Genomic DNA, 17,850 nt, shown 5'->3' on the forward strand with positions numbered 1-17,850 from the left:
CGTCGTCCGCCCCGCTTCAGAGTGGATAACGCCAGACCGCTTAAGATTGCGTTAACGACGCTGTGGCGGGTCATCGACGCTCCATCAAGGCCAGGAAAAAACCGTCGCCGGCGTCCAGCGGTGTCCACAGGTAACGGGAAACGGGTGAAAAATCCGGGACGTCATCAAGAAATTCCGCGATTTGATCATCGTTTTCCACATCAAGGACCGAACAGGTCATATAGGCTAGATGCCCGCCCCGCCCCACATGCCGGGCCGCCCGGCGCAGGATCGCCGATTGCAGGGCGGTCAGATCACCCAGCGACGTGGGGGTCAGGCGCCATTTCGAATCGGGTGTGCGGCGCCATGTGCCCGACCCCGAACAGGGCACATCGGCCACCACCAAGTCAAAGGCTCCGGATGGAGCGGCCGTCACCTGCACCTGCGCACCCGCCCGCCGCGCACGAACCGGCAGGTCTGCCATGCGGGCCGGATCGGCATCATGTGCCACCATCGTCAGACCGGATGCCCGTGGCGCGATGGCCAGAGTCTTGCCGCCGCCCCCCGCGCAATAATCCAGGATGCGCATTCCCGGTCGGATGGGGAGAGCCGCGCAGGCGAGTTGCGGCGACAGATCCTGCAACTCGACCAGGCCGTTACAATAAACGGGGGACCGCGACAGCCGCCGTTCGTTTTCCAGAACCTCCAGCGCGGTTTCCAGACACCCATGGGGCGCGGCGGCGATAGCGTCGGCCGCCAGACCCGCGATCACCGTCTGGGACGTGGCCTTCAGGGTGTTGACCCGCAGCCAGACCGGCGCGCGATCCCGCATCACCGCGGCCACCGCGCCGGCGCGGTCCCCCAGCGACCGGTCCCACAGGGGGCGAAGCCAGTCCGGCAGATCGCACAGGTCGGCGGCCGAACCGCTGCCTTCGCCCGGCACCAGCGGCGCAGGGGCATGACCCTGCCCGGTGAACAGCGCCGCGAGATCGTGCCCGGCCTCGCGAAGCCCGCCGATCATCAGCCCCCGCCCCGTCAGCGCGCCGCCCAGGGCCGCGTGGCTGTTGCGGCGGCGCAGGGCAGTAAAGACCAGGTCGCGCACTGCCGCCCGGTCGCCAGACCCGGCGTATCGGCTGGCGCGGGACCAGCGCAAAAGGGCCTGTTCGGCCGGGCGCCCGGCCAGGATGGCGTCCAGAACCTCGATCGCGGCCGATATGCGGGCGCCCGGGGTCATCGCCGATCAGGTGTCGCGTTGCAGCAGGTCGCGGGTAAAGACCTTGTAGGCCACATCGGTCAGATCGTCGTGGCGGCGATTGGCGATGATCAGGTCCGACCGGTCCTTGAAGGCCGCAAGGTCGCGCTCGACCGGGGAATGAAAGAAGTGCTCGTCCTTAAGCGCAGGTTCATAGACGACGCAGCCGATCCCCTTGGCCTTGATCCGCTTCATGATTCCCTGGATGGCGCTGTCGCGGAAATTGTCCGACCCTTCCTTCATCACCAGCCGATAGACGCCCACCGTGCGGGGATTTTGCGCAATGATCTGGTCGGCGATGAAATCCTTGCGCGTGCGGTTGGAGTCCACGATGGCCGCGATCAGGTTCTGCGGCACCGCAGAATAGTTCGCCAATAGCTGTTTCGTGTCCTTGGGCAGGCAATAGCCGCCATAGCCGAAGGACGGGTTGTTGTAATAGTCGCCGACCCGCGGATCCAGCCCGACCCCCCGGATGATGGCGCGGGAATCCAGCCCATGGGTCAGGGCATAGCTGTCCAGTTCGTTGAAATAGGCCACACGCATTGCCAGAAAGGTGTTGGAGAACAGCTTGATGGCCTCGGCCTCGGTCGGTTCGGTGAACAGAACCGGGACATTCTCGGCGATCGCACCCTGCGTCAGCAGATCGGCAAAACGGTGCGCGGCATCGCCCTTGTCGCCGATCACGATGCGGCTGGGATGCAGGTTGTCGTGCAGCGCCATTCCTTCACGCAGGAATTCGGGCGAAAAGACGATGCCCCCAAAGCCGGTCTGCTGCCGCATCCGGAGGGTGAAACCCACCGGCACCGTGGACTTGACGATGATCGGCGTGGCGGGCGCGTGCCGGCGCGCGGTGTCGATCACCCCCTCGACCGAGGTCGTATCAAAGCCGTTGGTGCGCGGGTCATAGTTCGTGGGGGTTGCTACCACCACGAAATCGGCGCCCGACAGGGCCGTTGCGGCATCCGTCGTGGCAGACAGGTCCAGATCGCGTTCGGCAAGATAGCGCAGGACATCGGCGTCCTCGATGGGGCTGCGCCTGGCGTTCACATCGGCGACCCGGCCCGCATCGATATCGACTGCAACGACCGATGAATGCTGCGCCAACAGCACCGCGTTGGAAAGCCCCACATAGCCCAGACCGAAAACGGCAATCTTCATGACACCCTCATTCGCAGCAGGCCGATGCCCGATTGTGCCGCAGTGACGATGCAAGGAAACAACGGTGCGGTCAAAACGCAGCATCAATCCCTATTCCACCGGCTCACGTTGTCTTACATGCAAATTTTTCTCTGTAAAAGCAGGTATTCTGTGTCGCTGACAGCCTTGCAGCGCCTTGCAGCCCCGCCTGCCGTCCGGGGAATCCGGATACTCAAGTTGAACGCCGTAGCAGGGCAGTCACGGGCTGCCGGTAAGCACGAAGACCGCGCGCGTCTGCGGCTGGTGAAGCGCGAGGATGGCAGCGGCCACAGTGGGTTTTTCGCTACACCTTTCATGGTCGGCGGCGCGAGATGGTCTGGGCAGCATCCTGACCGTGACCCTGAAGCAGGCTCGAGAGAAGGCGGCCGAATACCGGGCGATGTTGCCAGTCAGGTTGATCCGATCAACGCCCGGGCACGCCACCGTACCGCGAGGAGGCACGATCATGACCTGCTGACGGCCCGTGGCCCACGACGCCCTTGAGAGCAACTGGGCAAGCCTCACGCGCGATGGTGCGGCGGGCTTGAACCGCACCTTGGGGGGATGACCTAGGCCAATAGGGAAAGTCAGAGTGGGCCCAGCCACTTGAGCTTGGGAACAGGCCCACTCTTTGGGATGCCTTGTCAGCCCTCGATCAGTCCAAGGTCGGTCAGCAGGCGTATCGAAGCTGGGATTCCCGCCTTGTCGCGCAACTCCAGCACCAGCCGCGGGGCCGAGGTCAGGCCCTCGAGCGCACGGAAGATCGCAGGCCAGCGGATCGTGCCCTCGCCCAGCGCCCAGTGGCGGTCGGCGTAGCCGTCGGTGTCCTGCAGGTGGACGTGGTGCAGCCGGTTTCCAGCGGCCGAGATGAAATAGTCCGCCGGCGGCGCGTTTTCCGAGAAGTGCAGGCAGTTGGAGTGGCCCACGTCCACCGACAGTTGCAGAGCCTCGGACCCGAAGCTGTCCACCAGCCGAAGGCGTTCCATCGGGTCCACGTCCTGGATATTCTCGAGCACAAGCGTCACGCCTTGGTCGGCGGCACGCCGGACGGCGCCCCCGATGGAGGCGTGGGCGCACTCGACAATGCGCTCTCGGCCGCGCGGGAAATTGTCCATGTTGGCGTGGTCCCAGGGCGTGTAGGGTGAATGGATCACCATCTGGGTCGCGCCGAGGGCCGCACAGATGTCCAGCGCCTGATCCATCCGGCGCGCGACGACGGCCTGCACGGCGGGGTCGCTGGACCCGATGTTCAGGCCCATGAACGGCCCATGGATACCCAGCCGGCCGGTATGACCGTCAAGCAGGGCGCGGGCGCGGTCCACCAGCGCCTGCCAGTCGCCGTCCAGAACGGCAGAGTCGTGGAACGACTGAAGTTCCAGGTCACGCTGACGCTCGATCAGCCAGTCGCGGTAGGTTTCCAGGTCCTCGATCATCAGGCAGGCGCCGATCACGGGCAGGGTCATGGTGGGGATCCTTTCGGGGATGGGGGTGAGATCAGGCGTGGGTTCGGACCGCAATGGCGCGCAGGCGCTGCGGCAGGGCCGAACCGTCGGCCGCGAACAGCATCAGACGGTCTGGGTCGAACGCGATGGACAGGCGATCCGCTACCGGGGCGCGGTCGCCTTCGGGTAGCATCACCGCCACAAGCCGGTCGCCGCAGCGCAGGTGCACCAGCCGCCCGTTGCCCAGTTCCTCGACCATCTCGACCGGCAGGCTGACGCCCGGCCCGCGCGAGGCGTGTTCGGGCCTGAGCCCCGCAATCAGGGGCGCGCGCCCGGGAAGCGCCGGACCCTCGACCACGAAGCGTCCCAGGGCCTCGACCTCGACCGCACGCCCATCGGCGGTCGGTTCGGCCGGGATCAGGTTCATCGGCGGAGTGCCCAGGAACCCCGCGACAAAGGCCGACGCGGGGCGGTGATAAACCTCGGACGGGGTGCCCGCCTGTTCGATGCGGCCCGCGTTCATCACCACCAGCCGGTCCGCCAGCGTCATCGCCTCGACCTGGTCGTGAGTGACGAACAGGCTGGTCACGCCCTGCTTCAGGTGCAGGCGCTTGATCTCGATCCGCATCTGGGTGCGCAGCTTGGCGTCGAGGTTCGACAGGGGTTCGTCGAACAGGAACACGCGCGGGCGCCGGATGATCGCTCGGCCCATGGCGACGCGCTGGCGCTGGCCGCCCGACAACTGCCCTGGGCGGCGGTCGAGCATTTCTGACAACTGCAAGGTCGCCGCCACCTCGGCCACTCGGGCGGCGCGTTCGGTCCGGGGCACGCGCGCCACCTTCAGTGCGTAGCCCAGGTTTTCGGCCACCGTCATGTGCGGGTAAAGCGCGTAGTTCTGGAACACCATCGCCAGGTCGCGGTCCTTGGCGGCAACGTCGTTCATGCGGCGGCCGTTCAGGCGCACCTCGCCCGCACTGACCCGCTCCAGCCCCGCAAGCATCCGCAAAAGCGTGGACTTGCCGCAGCCCGACGGCCCGAGGATCACGGCGAACGCGCCCTGTGCGATGTCCAGCGACACCCCATGCAGCACGCGCGTGCCGCCAAAGGTCTTTTCGACCCGATCGAACTCGACCTCAGGCATTGTCATTTCTCCGCATTTACCAGGCCCTTGACGAACCACCGCTGCGCCAGGACCACCACCAGGACCGGCGGCAGCATCACGATCAGGGCGCCGGCCAGCGTCACGTTCCAGTCGCCGACGGCATCGGCATCGGGGGCAAGGAAGGTCAGGCCCAGGGTCAGGGTGCGATAGTCCGGACCGGTTGTGACGAGAAGCGGCCAGAGATACTGGTTCCACCCCGCCACGAACATGATGACCGCAAGAGCGGCGATGTTCGTCCGCGACAGGGGCAAGAGCACGTCCAGGAAGAACCGCATCGGCCCTGCGCCGTCCAGCTTGGCTGCCTCGGCCAATTCATCCGGCACGGTCAGGTAGAACTGGCGGAACAGGAAAGTTCCAGTCGCTGTCGCGATCAGCGGCAGCGTCAGGCCCCAGTAGCTGTTGATCATGTTCCACTGCAGCGCCACCTCGACCCCCGACAGCGCGCCAATCAGCCAGGTCATCCCGGTCCATTCGAGAATCTGCTGTGCTGGCAGGAGCGCGTTCGCGACGACCTCGTAGGTCGGTACAATGCGCACCTCGAGCGGCAGCATCAGCGTGATGAAGATCGCCCAGAACGCGAGCGTCCGGCCGGGAAAGCGGAAATACACCAGCGCAAAGGCCGTGATCGTGGCCAACGCGATCTTGCCCAGCGTGATCAGCGTGGCCGTAACAAGCGAGTTGAGGAAGTAGATACCGAAGTTCCCGCGCACCCAGGCCTCGCGAATGTTCGCGGTCAGGTGGGTGTCGGGGACCAGCGGCTTCGGGACCTCGCCCAGCCGTTCGTAGGGCAGTGTGGCGGTGACCGCGAGCACATAAAGCGGAAAGCACATCACCAGAAGCGCTGCGATCAGGATCGCGTGGGTGACGATGTTCAGGACGCGCGTGTTCTCGATCACCGCCGCGTCCCCTTGTCGTCGCCCGCGTAGTGGATCTTGCGCTCGATCAACAGGAACTGGGTCAGCGTCAGGACGACCACGAGGCCCATCAGGATCACCGACTGGGCCGATGAGGACGAGAAGTCCAGCCCGACGAACCCGTCGCGATAGATCTTGTAGACGAGGATCTCGGTCGCGTTGCCGGGTCCGCCCTGCGTCATGACATGGATCACGCCAAAGCCTTCGGTGAACGAAATGGCGACGTTCAGCACGATCAGCAGGAAGAAGGTGGGCGAGATCAGCGGGAACACCAGGTCGAACCAGCGCCGTACGGGCCCCGCGCCGTCCAGCGCCGCGGCTTCCACAAGGGAATTGGGGATCGCCTGCAAGCCCGCCAGGAAGAACACGAAGTTGAACGTGACAGACAGCCAGCACGATACCGCAATGACCATGATCATGGCGTGAGTGCCATTCAGCAGCGGGTTCCAGATGCCCGGCCAGACCAGGTTCAGAATCCCGAAATACCCTACCGACGGCTGAAAGATGTACTGCCAGACCACGGCGGCGGCGGGGGCGGCGACAGCATAGGGCCAGATGATGCCGGTCTTATAGATCGCAAGTCCGCGCAGGCCCCGGTCGGCAAAGATGGCGAACAGCAGACCCAGCACCAGTGACACGACTGTAGTGGCCAGGGCAAACACTGCGGTATTGACCGCCGCCTGCCAGTATTCGCCGCTGGCGAGGATGTCGCCGAAGTTGCGCAGGCCGACCCAGGTCGCCGCGCCGCCAAAGGGCGGTTCAAGCGTGAAGGACCAGAACAGCGCCTGGCCCGTGGGCCAGTAGAAGAACACGAAGACGATAAGGATCTGCGGCGCGAGCAGGGCGTAGGGCAGCCAGCGGCTTTCGAACAGGACGCGCTTCAGCATCGGATTATCCGGGGTGTGGGGAAGGAGTGGCGCCCGAATGCGGACGCCGCAACAGCGGGGAAGGATGACCCGGTCAAGGCAGGGTGCGGCCCGCGTACGTGTCCTCGAACCGGCGGAGGAGGATATTCGACCGTTCCACCGCCGTATCGAGTGCAGCCTGCACCGTCACATCTCCGGTCAGCGCCTTTTGCAGCTCTTCTGTGATGATGTTGCGGATTTCAACATAATTGCCCAGTCGGATGCCCTTGGACAGGTCGGTGGGTTCGCCGCGCAGCAGGCTCTTCACGGCCAAGTCGCGGTTCAGGTTCTCGGGGCGCTGGTAATAGCCTTCGGCCACCAGGTCTTCGTAGGCCTGTACGGTGACCGGGAAGTAACCGGTGCCGTCTGACCACAGCTTCTGCTGCTCGGGCTCGGCAAGGAAGGCGTAGAAGGCACCGACCGCGCGGTACTCCTCCTCGGTGAAGCCCTTCATCGTCCACAGCGCGGCGCCGCCGACGAGGTTGTTGATCGGGGTTACGCCTGCGTTGTGCGGCAGTTCCGCGACCGTCCACTTCACACCCGTCTCGGCGGCGAGATCCTGTGCGCTGGTGTAGCCCGCGATGGAATCGAAGAACATCGCGCATTCGCCGTTCACGAACATCGACCTGCGGGCGTCAAAGGCGGGGTCGTATTTCACCAGACCGTCACGGTACCAGCCGAGCTGGCGTTCCATATGGGCCACGAAAGGTGTCTGGTTGATGACCAGTTCGGCGTCGAGGCCCGCGTAACCGTTGTTCTGCGTGGCCACCGGGATGTTGTGGATGGCCGAGAACTGTTCCATGTCCGACCACAGGTCGATGGACCACGCCAACGGGCAGGAAAAGCCGGCCTTGTCGCGCAGGTCCACCAGCAACTGGTCGAACTCTTCCCAGGTGCGGGGGAACGACGTATAGCCCGCCGCCGCCAGCGCGTCGGTGTTGTAATAGACCATTGCCGTCGAGGAGTTGAACGGGAATGCCCAATAGTTGCCTTCGCTGTCGGCATAGTAGTTGCCGATCACCCTGAAGTAATCGTTCCAGTCGACATTGAGGCCATAGGTCGCGACAAGCTCGTGGGCCGGGACGACCGCATCCGACAGCATCATGGTGCCGGTGCCGCGGTCCACCACCTGCAAGATCTGCGGGTGGTTTCCGGTCCGATAGGCGGCGATCGCCTTTTGCAGAATCTCGTCGTAGGTGCCTTCGCGCGAGCAAGTGATCCGGACCTCGGACTGCGCGGCGTTGAACCGATCGCACTGTGCCAGAACCTCGTCCTGCAGGCGGCCGCCGAGGCCGAACCACATCGAGATCTCGGTCTGTGCCGCCGCGGGGGCGGCAGGCAGGACGGCGGCGCCCAGAATCGCGGCCTGGAATACGGTTTTCATGGTCTCTCCTCTCGCCAGAACGGCAACTGGTTCCGACGGGCATGGCTCGCGCGTAAACGTTTCAACGGTGCGAAATTCCTGTGAATGTTTTGTGTTGCACCACCGGGTTGGCGGCGTTCAGCCGGTCCGCGCGCGGGGCGCCGTATTGACGCCAAGCCCGGTCGCCGACAGCGTTGCCCCATGCAGCGCCAGGTCCAGCGCTGCGACAGCCGGGCCGCCCGGCAGGATCGCGGCGAGAAACAGGCCGACGAAGACAGCGCCCGCCCCAGTCGTATCCACCGGCGGCACCGGGGGGACGCTCACTTGGTGCGGGGCATGAGCCTGCCGATGCCCGCACCAACCGGCAGCAAATCGACCCGCTGTGGGACCAACTCTTCCCCGCCGAGCAGGCGCGCATCGTTGCGCTGCTGGTCGAACGCCTGGACCCCGGCGGTGAGGACGGCCTGAATGCCGGGCTGCGCGTTGACGGCCTTGCCAGCCTCCGCGCCCGAGCTGCGGGCAGGTGATACGGGAGCGGCTGCCTGACCCGCGGCACGCCGGCTCCCGAAACCATGACGATCCATGTTCCATTCCGCATCGTGAAGCGCGGCGGTCTCAAGGAGATGCAGTTGCCTGAGGCAGCCACTCAGCCTCGCAGGGCCGATAGCACGCTCGTCACGATGGTGTACCGCGCGTGCCGCTGTAAGCGGGTGCTGGAGCTGGGGGAGGTCGCGACCATCGCCGAACTGCCTGAGAGCAAGGGGATTGCGCGCTGCTACATGACCCGCGTCATGCGGCTCACCTTGCTCGCGCCGGACATCGTCGAGGCGATCCGGGACAGGAGGCAGGGGCCGGAGGCGACACTGGCGAATTCAATGGAGCCGTTTCCGCTGACATGGAAAGCGCAACCTGTTGGACCTTGGCTTTGAAATGGTTCGGTTTTCAGGCCATCTTCGGCATGCGTGGAGCAAGGAGAAGGCGGAAAGCCATGCACGTCAGGTTGGCGACCTCGTCCCCCATCCCGGCCATGTGCAGATTCTGTTCTTTACGGACAAGCAATATGCGCTCAGTCCGGTGTTCCACGGCAAGCAAAGATCAAAAGCCCCTGCGGAAAAACCGGCGCAACTCGTTCTGCTTTGACTGCACTGGGGGCATTTTTCCGCTGCGCAACTCGAAAAAAAACCCCGCGCAACAAGACGTTGCGCGGGATAGATCCTAGCATAAGAAGCGGCGTGGCCAAGCCCGGATTCGCAGGGTTCCGGGGCAACCCAAACCTCGATCCCAGCAGAAGGCATGCAGGGCGGGACAGGAGAGATCAGGGTTTGTAGATGACCCGCATTCACCGGCACGTGAACTGTAGGCGCTTGCGCTTTGAGGAATTCAGGATCGACGCTTGGGAGGCAGACTTTCTCCGGATGGGACCAAGGTGCCTTCACCGCCCTCCGGGAGACGATATCGGCTGCTTGGTCGCAGAGGCATCTTCGCTGACCACAGCCTTCCAGCCGCTCGCAACACTCATCTTCTCAACCGGCGCCGATGCAACGCCGTGCGACGGGGATGAACTGGGGGATCCTCCGGCGACCAATAAGACGAAGTTTCTGGTCAGGAATGCTTTTTCCTGCAAGGATGGTGCGGTCGAGAAGACTCGAACTTCCACTCCGGTTAAGGAACAGCGACCTCAACGCTGCGCGTCTACCAATTCCGCCACGACCGCATCCGGGCAGTGCGGCGGGTGATACCCGAGGCGTGGCAGATTGAAAAGGGGGATTCTGGGCGCTTGACCTGGCGCCGGCCGCGGTCCAGATGCCGCCCATGGTGGACTGGATCACGACCGACGGGCTGACCGACTATGACAAGGCCCTGGCCTTCATGGAGGCGCGCGTGGCCGCGATCCATGGCGGGCACGCGCCCGAGGCCATCTGGCTGGTGGAACATCCGCCGCTTTATACAGCCGGCACCAGCGCGCAGAGGGCCGACCTGCTGGAGGCCCGCTTTCCGGTTCACGTCGCCGGGCGGGGCGGGCAGTACACCTATCACGGGCCGGGCCAGCGGGTCGTCTATGTGATGCTGGACCTGAACCGCCGCGGCCGGGACGTGCGGGCCTTTGTCGCGCGGCTGGAAGCCTGGGTCGTCGCCGCGCTGTCCGAATTCGGCGTGACCGGGGTGATCCGCGAGGGGCGGGTGGGCGTGTGGGTGCCGCGCCCCGACAAGCCCCCGCTGCCCGACGGAAGCCCCCGCGACGACAAGATCGCAGCCATCGGGGTCAAGCTGCGCCGCTGGGTCAGCTTTCATGGCATCGCCATCAACGTCGAACCCGACCTGTCCCATTACGGCGGCATCGTGCCCTGCGGGATCAGCGGTCATGGCGTTACCAGCCTGGTCGATCTTGGCCTGCCCGTGAGCATGGCCGACCTGGACGTGGCGCTGCATCATCGCTTTGAACCGATCTTCGGTTAAGCGCGTTTCACGCAAATGCGACCTTCTGACAGGTGGCAATCGGCCTGTTGCCGGTTATCACTTGTTCCGGGACTTCCAGCGATTGGAACAGCGAGGAGAGACGATGCGATTTGCCATGATTGTCGCCCTGACGGGCGCGACCCTAGCCCTGCCTGCGGGCGCCCAGGACATTGCAACGGGCGAAAAGGAATTCCGCAAGTGCAAGGCCTGCCACATGATCCAGTCGCCCGATGGCGAAGATATCGTGAAAGGCGGTGCGACGGGACCGAACCTCTACGGCATCGTGGGCAAGGCGGCCGCATCGCAGGAAGGCTATAAGTATTCCGAGGCGCTGCTGGCGCTGAACGCCTCGGGCGAGGTGTGGACGGTCGAGGATCTGGCCGCCTATATCACCGACCCGAACAAGTTCGTGCAGGAAAAGACCGGCGATACGTCCGCACGCACCAAGATGACCTTCAAGCTGAACAAGAATCAGCAGGATATCGCCGCCTATCTGGCCAGCATATCGCCCGGCGGCGAGGCCGCGGACCAGCCCGCCGATGAGGACACGTCCGGCTGAGGGACGACTGCGGCAATCTGGCGCAGGCGCCGGATGGCGGGTCGGCCTGTCTGGGCCGGCCCTCTTTGATTTTCGGGCTTCCTTCGGACACCCCTTGTGTCATCGTCATCCAAAAGCCGACCATCACGTCTTTGTCAGGCATTGCCCGGTGCGCATGGCTGGTCTAGAACGCATCCACAACCACCGGTCTGCCTGACCGGATCACGATATCTGAGGGAGTTCGGGTATGGCAGACGCAGCCGTTCACGGCCACGACGACCATCACGACCAACGCGGGTTCTTTACCCGCTGGTTCATGTCCACCAATCACAAGGACATCGGCATTCTGTATCTGTTCACCGCGGGACTCGTGGGCCTGATCTCGGTCAGCTTCACCGTGTACATGCGGATGGAATTGCAGAACCCCGGCGTGCAATACATGTGCCTCGAGGGCGCACGCTTCATCGCCGACGCGGCAGCGGAATGCACCCCCAACGGCCATCTGTGGAACGTGATGATCACCTATCACGGCGTCCTGATGATGTTCTTTGTGGTCATTCCTGCACTGTTCGGGGGCTTTGGCAATTATTTCATGCCATTGCACATCGGCGCCCCGGACATGAGCTTTCCGCGCCTGAACAACCTGTCCTACTGGATGTTTGTTGCGGGCGTGGCCCTGGGTCTGGCCTCGCTGCTGTCGCCGGGCGGTTCGGACCAGACCGGGTCGGGCGTGGGCTGGGTGCTCTATCCCCCCCTGTCCACGTCCGAGATGGGCTATTCCATGGATCTGGCGATCTTTGCCGTCCATGTGTCGGGCGCTTCCTCGATCCTGGGTGCGATCAACATCATCACCACCTTCCTGAACATGCGCGCGCCCGGCATGACACTGTTCAAGGTGCCGCTGTTCGCCTGGTCGGTCTTCATCACCGCCTGGCTGATCCTGCTGGCCCTGCCGGTTCTGGCCGGCGCCATCACCATGCTGCTGATGGACCGCAACTTCGGCACGAACTTCTTCAATCCGGCGGGCGGCGGCGATCCGGTGCTGTATCAGCACATCCTGTGGTTCTTCGGCCATCCCGAAGTCTATATCATCATCCTGCCCGGTTTCGGCATCATCAGCCATGTCATCTCGACCTTTTCCCGGAAACCGATCTTCGGCTATCTGCCGATGGTTCTGGCCATGGCCGCGATCGGCATCCTGGGCTTCGTCGTGTGGGCGCACCACATGTACACCTCGGGGCTGTCGCTGACCCAGCAGAGCTATTTCATGCTGGCGACCATGACCATCGCGGTGCCCACCGGCATCAAGGTGTTCTCGTGGATCGCGACCATGTGGGGCGGTTCGGTCGAATTCAAGACGCCGATGCTCTGGGCCTTCGGGTTCCTGTTCCTGTTCACCGTGGGCGGCGTGACCGGCGTGGTGCTGAGCCAGGCGCCCCTGGACCGGGTGTATCACGACACCTATTACGTCGTGGCGCATTTCCATTACGTGATGTCGCTGGGCGCGGTGTTTGGCATCTTTGCGGGCGTATATTACTGGATCGGCAAGATGTCGGGCCGCCAGTACCCGGAATGGGCCGGCAAGCTGCATTTCTGGATGATGTTCATCGGCTCGAACCTGACGTTCTTCCCCCAGCACTTCCTGGGCCGTCAGGGGATGCCGCGGCGCTATATCGACTATCCGGTCGAGTTTGCCTACTGGAACTATATCAGCTCGCTGGGCGCATACCTTTCCTTTGCCTCGTTCCTGTTCTTTATCGGCATCGTGTTCTATACCCTGTTCGCGGGCAAGCGCGTGACCGCCAACAACTACTGGAACGAATACGCCGATACGCTGGAATGGACCCTTTCGTCGCCTCCGCCGGAGCATACGTTCGAGCAGCTTCCGCGGCGCGAGGATTGGGACCGCAGCCACGCCCACTGATGCCCGCAGATGCCTTATGAATGGCAAGACATGGCCCCGGATCATACCGGGGCCGTTTCATATCGGGTCGTCCTGTGGCCCTATCGGTCGCTGCCCCGGCGCGGCTTTGTCTGGTTCATCGGCCTGACCGCCGGCTTCATGGCCTTGCCGGTGGTGGCGATGCTGGGCACAGCCGTCCTGTGGGGGTTGCTTCCGTTCATGCTGCTGGTCATCGCGGGCATCTGGTTCGCCATCCAGCGCAGCTATGCCCAGGGCGACATGGCCGAGGAACTGACGCTGGACCGCCGCACGGCCCATGTCTCGCGCCGCGACCCCGGCGGGCGATTGCGCGAATGGACCACCAACAGCCATTGGCTGCGTGCCACCCTCCGGCGTGGGCCGGTCGAATCCTATCTGACCCTGACGGACGGCCGGCGCGAGATCGAGCTCGGCGCCTTTCTGACGCCCGAAGAACGCCGCAGCCTGCACGACGATCTGCAACGCCGCCTGGCGCGGCTGCGCTGATCACTCGTCCTGGGCGACGTGCTCAGGCTTGTTCTTGCGGCTGGTCTTGGCCAGATCCTCAAGCTGCTCCTCGTTCATGCTGTCATACATGTCCTTGGACGCGCCTTTCAGATCCTTGACCCTCGTGTCGCCGCGCTTGGCGGACAAGGCGGCCCCGGCTGCCTTTTGCTGGGCTTTCGACTTGGCGGGCATGGCAGATACCTCCTGCCCCTCAACCCGCGCAGGGCGATTCAGTTCAGCAGCCGCGCCTTGACCATCGGTCCCACCGCCCCGAAATCCATCTGACCCGCATGGCGGCTGCGCAGTTCGGCCATGACGCCGCCCATGTCGCGGATGCCGGTCGCCCCCAGCGCGGCGATCACCGCGTCGATGGCCGCCGCCGTTTCCGCCTCGGACAGTTGCCGGGGCAGGAACTGCTGGATCACGGTGATTTCGTCTTCTTCCTTCTGGGCCAGTTCCAGCCGCCCGCCTTCCTCATAGGCCTTGGCGGATTCCTGGCGCTGCTTGACCATCTTCGACAGGATCGCCACCAGATCCGCATCGCTCAGCGTACCTTCGCCGTCGCCGGTGCGGGCCGCGATCTCGCGGTCCTTGATGGCCGCGCCGATCAGGCGCAGCGTGGACAGCCGGGCGCTGTCGCGGGCCTTCATGGCCTCCTTGGTGGCGGCTTGCAGGGTGGCTCGCAGGTCCATTGGCGTCTCCCGTGGCGCGAAAGCCTGCGGTCTAGGGCAAGGGGCAGGCCAGATCAAGGCTTGGCGATGTTCTTGACCTCGCATACGCCTCCCCCTATTGACCGGCAGATTTCAGACAAAGGGTGCGTGCCATGGCCAACAAACCAACCGGCTGCCTTGCGCTTGCCGACGGAACCGTTTTCTATGGACAGGGCTTTGGTGCCGCGGGCGAGGTGGTGGCCGAACTCGTCTTCAACACCGCCATGACCGGCTATCAGGAGATCATGACCGATCCCTCATACGCCAGCCAGATCGTCACCTTCACCTTTCCCCATATCGGCAACACCGGGATCACCCCCGAGGATGACGAGGCCCCCGACCCGGTCGCCAGCGGCATCGTGGTGCGCTGGGACCCGACCGATCCGTCGAACTGGCGCGCGGCAGGCGACCTGCCCGGCTGGATGGCCCGTCGGGGCCGGATCGGCATCGGCGGCGTGGACACCCGCCGCCTGACCCGCGCGATCCGCCAGCAGGGTGCCCCCCATGTGGTTCTGGCCCATGATCCTGACGGGAACTTCGACATCGCCGCCATGGTTGCCAAGGCGCGCGACTGGACCGGCCTGATAGGGCTGGATCTGGCCCGAGAGGTGACCTGCCGCCAAAGCTATCGCTGGGACCAGGGGGCCTGGGAATGGGGCAAGGGCTTCGGCACCTCGCCCGAAAGCAAGCCCTTCAAGGTGGTGGCCCTGGATTACGGGGCGAAACGCAACATCCTGCGATCGCTGGTGGCCTTTGGCGCCGACGTGACCGTGCTGCCCGCCACCGCGACCGCCGACGAGGTTCTGGCCCACGACCCCGAAGGCGTGTTTCTGTCCAACGGGCCGGGCGATCCGGCGGCGACCGGTGCATACGCCGTGCCGATGATCCAGGGGCTTCTGGACCGCGACCTGCCGATCTTCGGGATCTGCCTCGGCCATCAGATGCTGGCGCTGGCGCTTGGGGCAAGGACGGTCAAGATGGGCCACGGACATCACGGCGCCAACCACCCGGTGCGCGATGTGCAGACTGGCAAGGTCGAGATCACCTCGATGAACCACGGCTTTGCGGTGGACAGCCAGACGCTGCCGGCCGGCGTCGTGGAAACCCATGTCAGCCTGTTCGACGGCAGCAACTGCGGCATCCGGGTTCAGGACAAGCCGGTCTTTTCGGTCCAGTATCATCCCGAGGCCGCGCCCGGACCGCAGGACAGCCTTTATCTGTTCCGCCAGTTCGCGGATTCGATGCGCGATCGGCGCACTGGCACTTAACACCTTCTTAACCGTTCTTATGCGACCCATGAACGATCCTTCAAGGAATCGTTCATGGCCAGTGCCGATTTTGCTGCTCTTTCCCGGGTCGAGGCTGCGGCTGAATCCCCGCTGCCGCCAACCCTTGCACCCCGCAGCCACCTGCCCCTGGGCCAGCTTCTGCTGGAAGACGGCGCGGTCGATCCCGGCAACCTGCTGAAGGCCAGCGTCATGCGCGGGCGGCAGGACAGCCGTCTGGGCCAGATCCTTCTGGCGCAGGGCTGGGTCACGCCCGAGGCCTTGTTGCGCGCGCTCTGCCGCCAGTGGCGGACCACGGCCCTTGACCCGGCCCGGACGCCGGGCGATCCCCGCCTGATCGACGCCCTGGGCGTCGAGTTCTGCCTGACCCACGCGGTGCTGCCCTGGCGCCGGATCGGCGGCGTCACCTGGATCGCCACCGCACGGCCCGAGGCATTCGCAGCGCTGACCGCGCAGTTCCCTGCCCAGTTCGGTCAGGTGCGGATGCTGTTGTGCAGCGAGGACCAGATCAAGACCGCCGTTCTGGCCGTCCGCCGCATCGCCATGATCCGCCGGGCCGAACTGCGCGTGCCCGCCGCCGAAAGCTGCCGGTCGCGCAACGAATCGCGCATGGGCCGCATGGCCCTGGGGGCCATGGCGGCGCTTGCTGCGGGCCTGTGGCTGGCGCCCGTCGCCATCCTGTCGGCGCTGACCCTGTGGGCCACGCTGTCGCTGCTGTCGCAAAGCGGGCTGAAGCTGCTGGCGCTGCTGGCAAGCCGCCGCGCCGGGATCGAGGATCGGGCGCAGGCCGCCGGCATGGCTCAGGGCCGGTCCGTGCAAGCCGAAATGTCGGGGCCCCTGCCGGTCATCTCGGTCATGGTGCCCTTGTTTCGGGAAAGCGACGTCGCCGGCAAGCTGATGGACCGGCTGTCGCGGCTGGATTATCCGCGCGAACTGACCGACATCCTTCTGGTGATCGAGGAAAGCGATCACGTTACCCGCAATGCCCTGCAGGGCATCCGCCTGCCCGGCTGGTTCCGCGTGGTCGAGGTTCCGAGCGGCCCGATCCAGACCAAGCCGCGCGCGCTGAACTATGCGCTGAATTTCTGCCGGGGCTCGATCGTTGGCGTCTGGGACGCCGAGGACCGGCCCGATCCCGACCAGTTGCACAAGATCGCGCGCGGCTTTCATTTCGCGGCCCCCGATGTTGCCTGCCTGCAAGGGGCGCTGGATTACTTCAATCCGCGCACCAACTGGCTGGCGCGCTGCTTTACCATCGAATACGCAGCCTGGTTCCGGGTGATCCTGCCCGGCGTCGCGCGGCTGGGGCTGGTGGTGCCCTTGGGCGGCACCACCCTGTTCTTTCGCCGCGACGCGCTGGAACAGGTCGGCGCCTGGGACGCCTGGAACGTGACCGAGGATGCCGACCTGGGCGTGCGGCTGGCCCGGCGCGGGTGGCGGACCCAGATCATCGACACCACCACGGACGAGGAGGCGAACTGCCGCGCCCTGCCCTGGATCAAGCAGCGGTCGCGCTGGCTCAAGGGCTATGCGATGACCTGGGGGGTCCATATGCGCAACCCCCGCGCCCTGTGGCGCGAGCTGGGACCGCGCCGGTTCATCGGCTTTCAGGTCCAGTTCCTGGGCAGCCTGTCGCAATACCTGCTGGCCCCGGTTCTGTGGAGCTTCTGGTTATTGAGCCTGGGCCTGCCCCATCCCCTGCGCGAGCCGCTGGCCGGGGTCTGGGGCGGTTACGCCATTCCCGCATTGTTCGGCACCTTTATCGCCTCGGAACTGCTGTCCATCGGGGTGGGGATGTGGGCCGTGCGCGGGAACAAGCACCGTCACCTGATGGCCTGGGTGCCCAGCCTGCACCTGTATTTCCCGCTGGGCTGCCTGGCGGGCTGGAAGGCGATTTACGAGGTGGTGGTCAAACCCTTCTACTGGGACAAGACGGCGCATGGCATCTTTGATGCCAGCGACATCGTGGTCATGCCTGCCGACGGAACCGTTTCCCTGCCGCTGCTGGGCCAGATCGGCGACCGGCGGGACACAGGCCCCCTGCCCGATCACGTGCGCGCAAAGGACATGATCGTCATCGACGAAGCCGCTGCCGCCGCCCCGATCCGCAAGTCGGCCTAGGGTCCAGCCTCATAACCACCACGTGACGATAGCGGCGAGGGCTATGGCTGCGGTGTAGGTGCAGGCGAGCTTGTCGTAGCGGGTGGCGACGCGGCGGAAGTCCTTGATGCGACAGAA

At 64.9% G+C, this 17,850-nt stretch carries 19 protein-coding genes, 1 tRNA gene and 1 pseudogene; 8 read left to right on the forward strand and 13 right to left on the reverse strand.

The features are described from left to right. Positions 1-70 precede the first annotated feature (70 nt). The 9 genes from EYE42_RS09950 to EYE42_RS16570 all read right to left on the reverse strand — a co-directional run bounded on the left by EYE42_RS09950 (position 71) and on the right by EYE42_RS16570 (position 8,777). Positions 71-1,213: an RsmB/NOP family class I SAM-dependent RNA methyltransferase gene (locus EYE42_RS09950; protein WP_130991169.1), complete on the reverse strand. Its 1,143-nt coding sequence runs from the start codon at positions 1,211-1,213 to the stop codon at positions 71-73. A gap of 6 nt (positions 1,214-1,219) precedes the next feature. Further along, positions 1,220-2,389, reverse strand: a complete 1,170-nt coding sequence (locus tag EYE42_RS09955; RefSeq protein WP_130991170.1) for a nucleotide sugar dehydrogenase — start codon at positions 2,387-2,389, stop codon at positions 1,220-1,222. Positions 2,390-3,051: 662 nt separating this feature from the next. Then, positions 3,052-3,870, reverse strand: coding sequence for a sugar phosphate isomerase/epimerase family protein (locus EYE42_RS09965; RefSeq protein ID WP_130991171.1), 819 nt, complete (start codon positions 3,868-3,870; stop codon positions 3,052-3,054). A gap of 31 nt (positions 3,871-3,901) precedes the next feature. Further along, the gene (locus EYE42_RS09970) at positions 3,902-4,990 is read right to left on the reverse strand and encodes an ABC transporter ATP-binding protein (protein ID WP_130991204.1); all 1,089 of its coding nucleotides are present in this window, start codon (positions 4,988-4,990) and stop codon (positions 3,902-3,904) included. Between the two features lie 2 nt (positions 4,991-4,992). Then, the gene (locus tag EYE42_RS09975; RefSeq protein ID WP_130991172.1) at positions 4,993-5,907 is read right to left on the reverse strand and encodes an ABC transporter permease subunit; all 915 of its coding nucleotides are present in this window, start codon (positions 5,905-5,907) and stop codon (positions 4,993-4,995) included. Continuing rightward, a complete protein-coding gene (locus tag EYE42_RS09980) occupies positions 5,904-6,812 on the reverse strand; it encodes a carbohydrate ABC transporter permease (protein ID WP_130991173.1) in 909 nt (302 codons plus the stop codon). The genes EYE42_RS09975 and EYE42_RS09980 overlap by 4 nt, the downstream gene beginning before the upstream one ends. Before the next feature lie 73 nt (positions 6,813-6,885). Then, the gene (locus EYE42_RS09985) at positions 6,886-8,214 is read right to left on the reverse strand and encodes an extracellular solute-binding protein (RefSeq protein ID WP_130991174.1); all 1,329 of its coding nucleotides are present in this window, start codon (positions 8,212-8,214) and stop codon (positions 6,886-6,888) included. A 117-nt stretch (positions 8,215-8,331) separates the two neighbouring features. Then, positions 8,332-8,517, reverse strand: coding sequence for a PfkB family carbohydrate kinase (locus EYE42_RS09990; RefSeq protein WP_130991175.1), 186 nt, complete (start codon positions 8,515-8,517; stop codon positions 8,332-8,334). Beyond that, the gene (locus tag EYE42_RS16570; RefSeq protein WP_165455761.1) at positions 8,514-8,777 is read right to left on the reverse strand and encodes a hypothetical protein; all 264 of its coding nucleotides are present in this window, start codon (positions 8,775-8,777) and stop codon (positions 8,514-8,516) included. The genes EYE42_RS09990 and EYE42_RS16570 overlap by 4 nt, the downstream gene beginning before the upstream one ends. Between EYE42_RS16570 and EYE42_RS10000 the strand changes: the two genes are divergently transcribed. Then, on the forward strand, positions 8,766-9,122 hold the full coding sequence (locus EYE42_RS10000; RefSeq protein WP_342772705.1) for a hypothetical protein: 357 nt from the start codon (positions 8,766-8,768) through the stop codon (positions 9,120-9,122). The genes EYE42_RS16570 and EYE42_RS10000 overlap by 12 nt on opposite strands. Next, on the forward strand, positions 9,106-9,333 hold the full coding sequence (locus EYE42_RS10005; protein WP_130991177.1) for a hypothetical protein: 228 nt from the start codon (positions 9,106-9,108) through the stop codon (positions 9,331-9,333). The genes EYE42_RS10000 and EYE42_RS10005 overlap by 17 nt, the downstream gene beginning before the upstream one ends. A gap of 487 nt (positions 9,334-9,820) precedes the next feature. On the opposite strand, the gene EYE42_RS10010 is transcribed toward EYE42_RS10005, so the two are convergent. Beyond that, positions 9,821-9,907 (reverse strand) — tRNA-Leu (locus EYE42_RS10010). Positions 9,908-10,005: 98 nt separating this feature from the next. Here EYE42_RS10010 and lipB point away from each other — a divergent pair. The 4 genes from lipB (at position 10,006) to EYE42_RS10030 (ending at position 13,616) form a co-directional block, all read left to right on the forward strand. Next, the gene (gene lipB, locus EYE42_RS10015; protein ID WP_130991178.1) at positions 10,006-10,650 is read left to right on the forward strand and encodes a lipoyl(octanoyl) transferase LipB; all 645 of its coding nucleotides are present in this window, start codon (positions 10,006-10,008) and stop codon (positions 10,648-10,650) included. A gap of 103 nt (positions 10,651-10,753) precedes the next feature. Beyond that, positions 10,754-11,209 carry a c-type cytochrome gene (locus EYE42_RS10020; protein WP_130991179.1) on the forward strand — a complete coding sequence of 152 codons (456 nt, stop codon included), beginning with the start codon at positions 10,754-10,756 and terminating at the stop codon, positions 11,207-11,209. A 226-nt stretch (positions 11,210-11,435) separates the two neighbouring features. Further along, positions 11,436-13,112: a cytochrome c oxidase subunit I gene (locus tag EYE42_RS10025; protein ID WP_130991180.1), complete on the forward strand. Its 1,677-nt coding sequence runs from the start codon at positions 11,436-11,438 to the stop codon at positions 13,110-13,112. A gap of 30 nt (positions 13,113-13,142) precedes the next feature. After that, on the forward strand, positions 13,143-13,616 hold the full coding sequence (locus EYE42_RS10030) for a DUF2244 domain-containing protein (RefSeq protein WP_342772706.1): 474 nt from the start codon (positions 13,143-13,145) through the stop codon (positions 13,614-13,616). On the opposite strand, the gene EYE42_RS10035 is transcribed toward EYE42_RS10030, so the two are convergent. Together EYE42_RS10035 and EYE42_RS10040 are read right to left on the reverse strand one after the other, a co-directional pair. Continuing rightward, positions 13,617-13,808 carry a DUF3008 family protein gene (locus tag EYE42_RS10035; protein ID WP_130991182.1) on the reverse strand — a complete coding sequence of 64 codons (192 nt, stop codon included), beginning with the start codon at positions 13,806-13,808 and terminating at the stop codon, positions 13,617-13,619. A 38-nt stretch (positions 13,809-13,846) separates the two neighbouring features. Continuing rightward, on the reverse strand, positions 13,847-14,308 hold the full coding sequence (locus tag EYE42_RS10040; RefSeq protein WP_130991183.1) for a GatB/YqeY domain-containing protein: 462 nt from the start codon (positions 14,306-14,308) through the stop codon (positions 13,847-13,849). A 131-nt stretch (positions 14,309-14,439) separates the two neighbouring features. On the opposite strand from EYE42_RS10040, the gene carA reads away from it, so the two are divergent. After that, positions 14,440-15,594: a glutamine-hydrolyzing carbamoyl-phosphate synthase small subunit gene (carA, locus tag EYE42_RS10045; protein WP_130991184.1), complete on the forward strand. Its 1,155-nt coding sequence runs from the start codon at positions 14,440-14,442 to the stop codon at positions 15,592-15,594. 54 nt (positions 15,595-15,648) lie between these two features. Then, the gene (locus EYE42_RS10050; protein WP_130991185.1) at positions 15,649-17,733 is read left to right on the forward strand and encodes a glycosyltransferase family 2 protein; all 2,085 of its coding nucleotides are present in this window, start codon (positions 15,649-15,651) and stop codon (positions 17,731-17,733) included. A 9-nt stretch (positions 17,734-17,742) separates the two neighbouring features. Here the strand turns inward: EYE42_RS10050 and EYE42_RS10055 are convergent. Next, positions 17,743-17,850 (reverse strand): annotated as a pseudogene (locus tag EYE42_RS10055) (IS5/IS1182 family transposase); the annotation flags it as partial.

The organism is Paracoccus subflavus (assembly GCF_004310345.1).
Lineage (GTDB): Bacteria > Pseudomonadota > Alphaproteobacteria > Rhodobacterales > Rhodobacteraceae > Paracoccus > Paracoccus subflavus.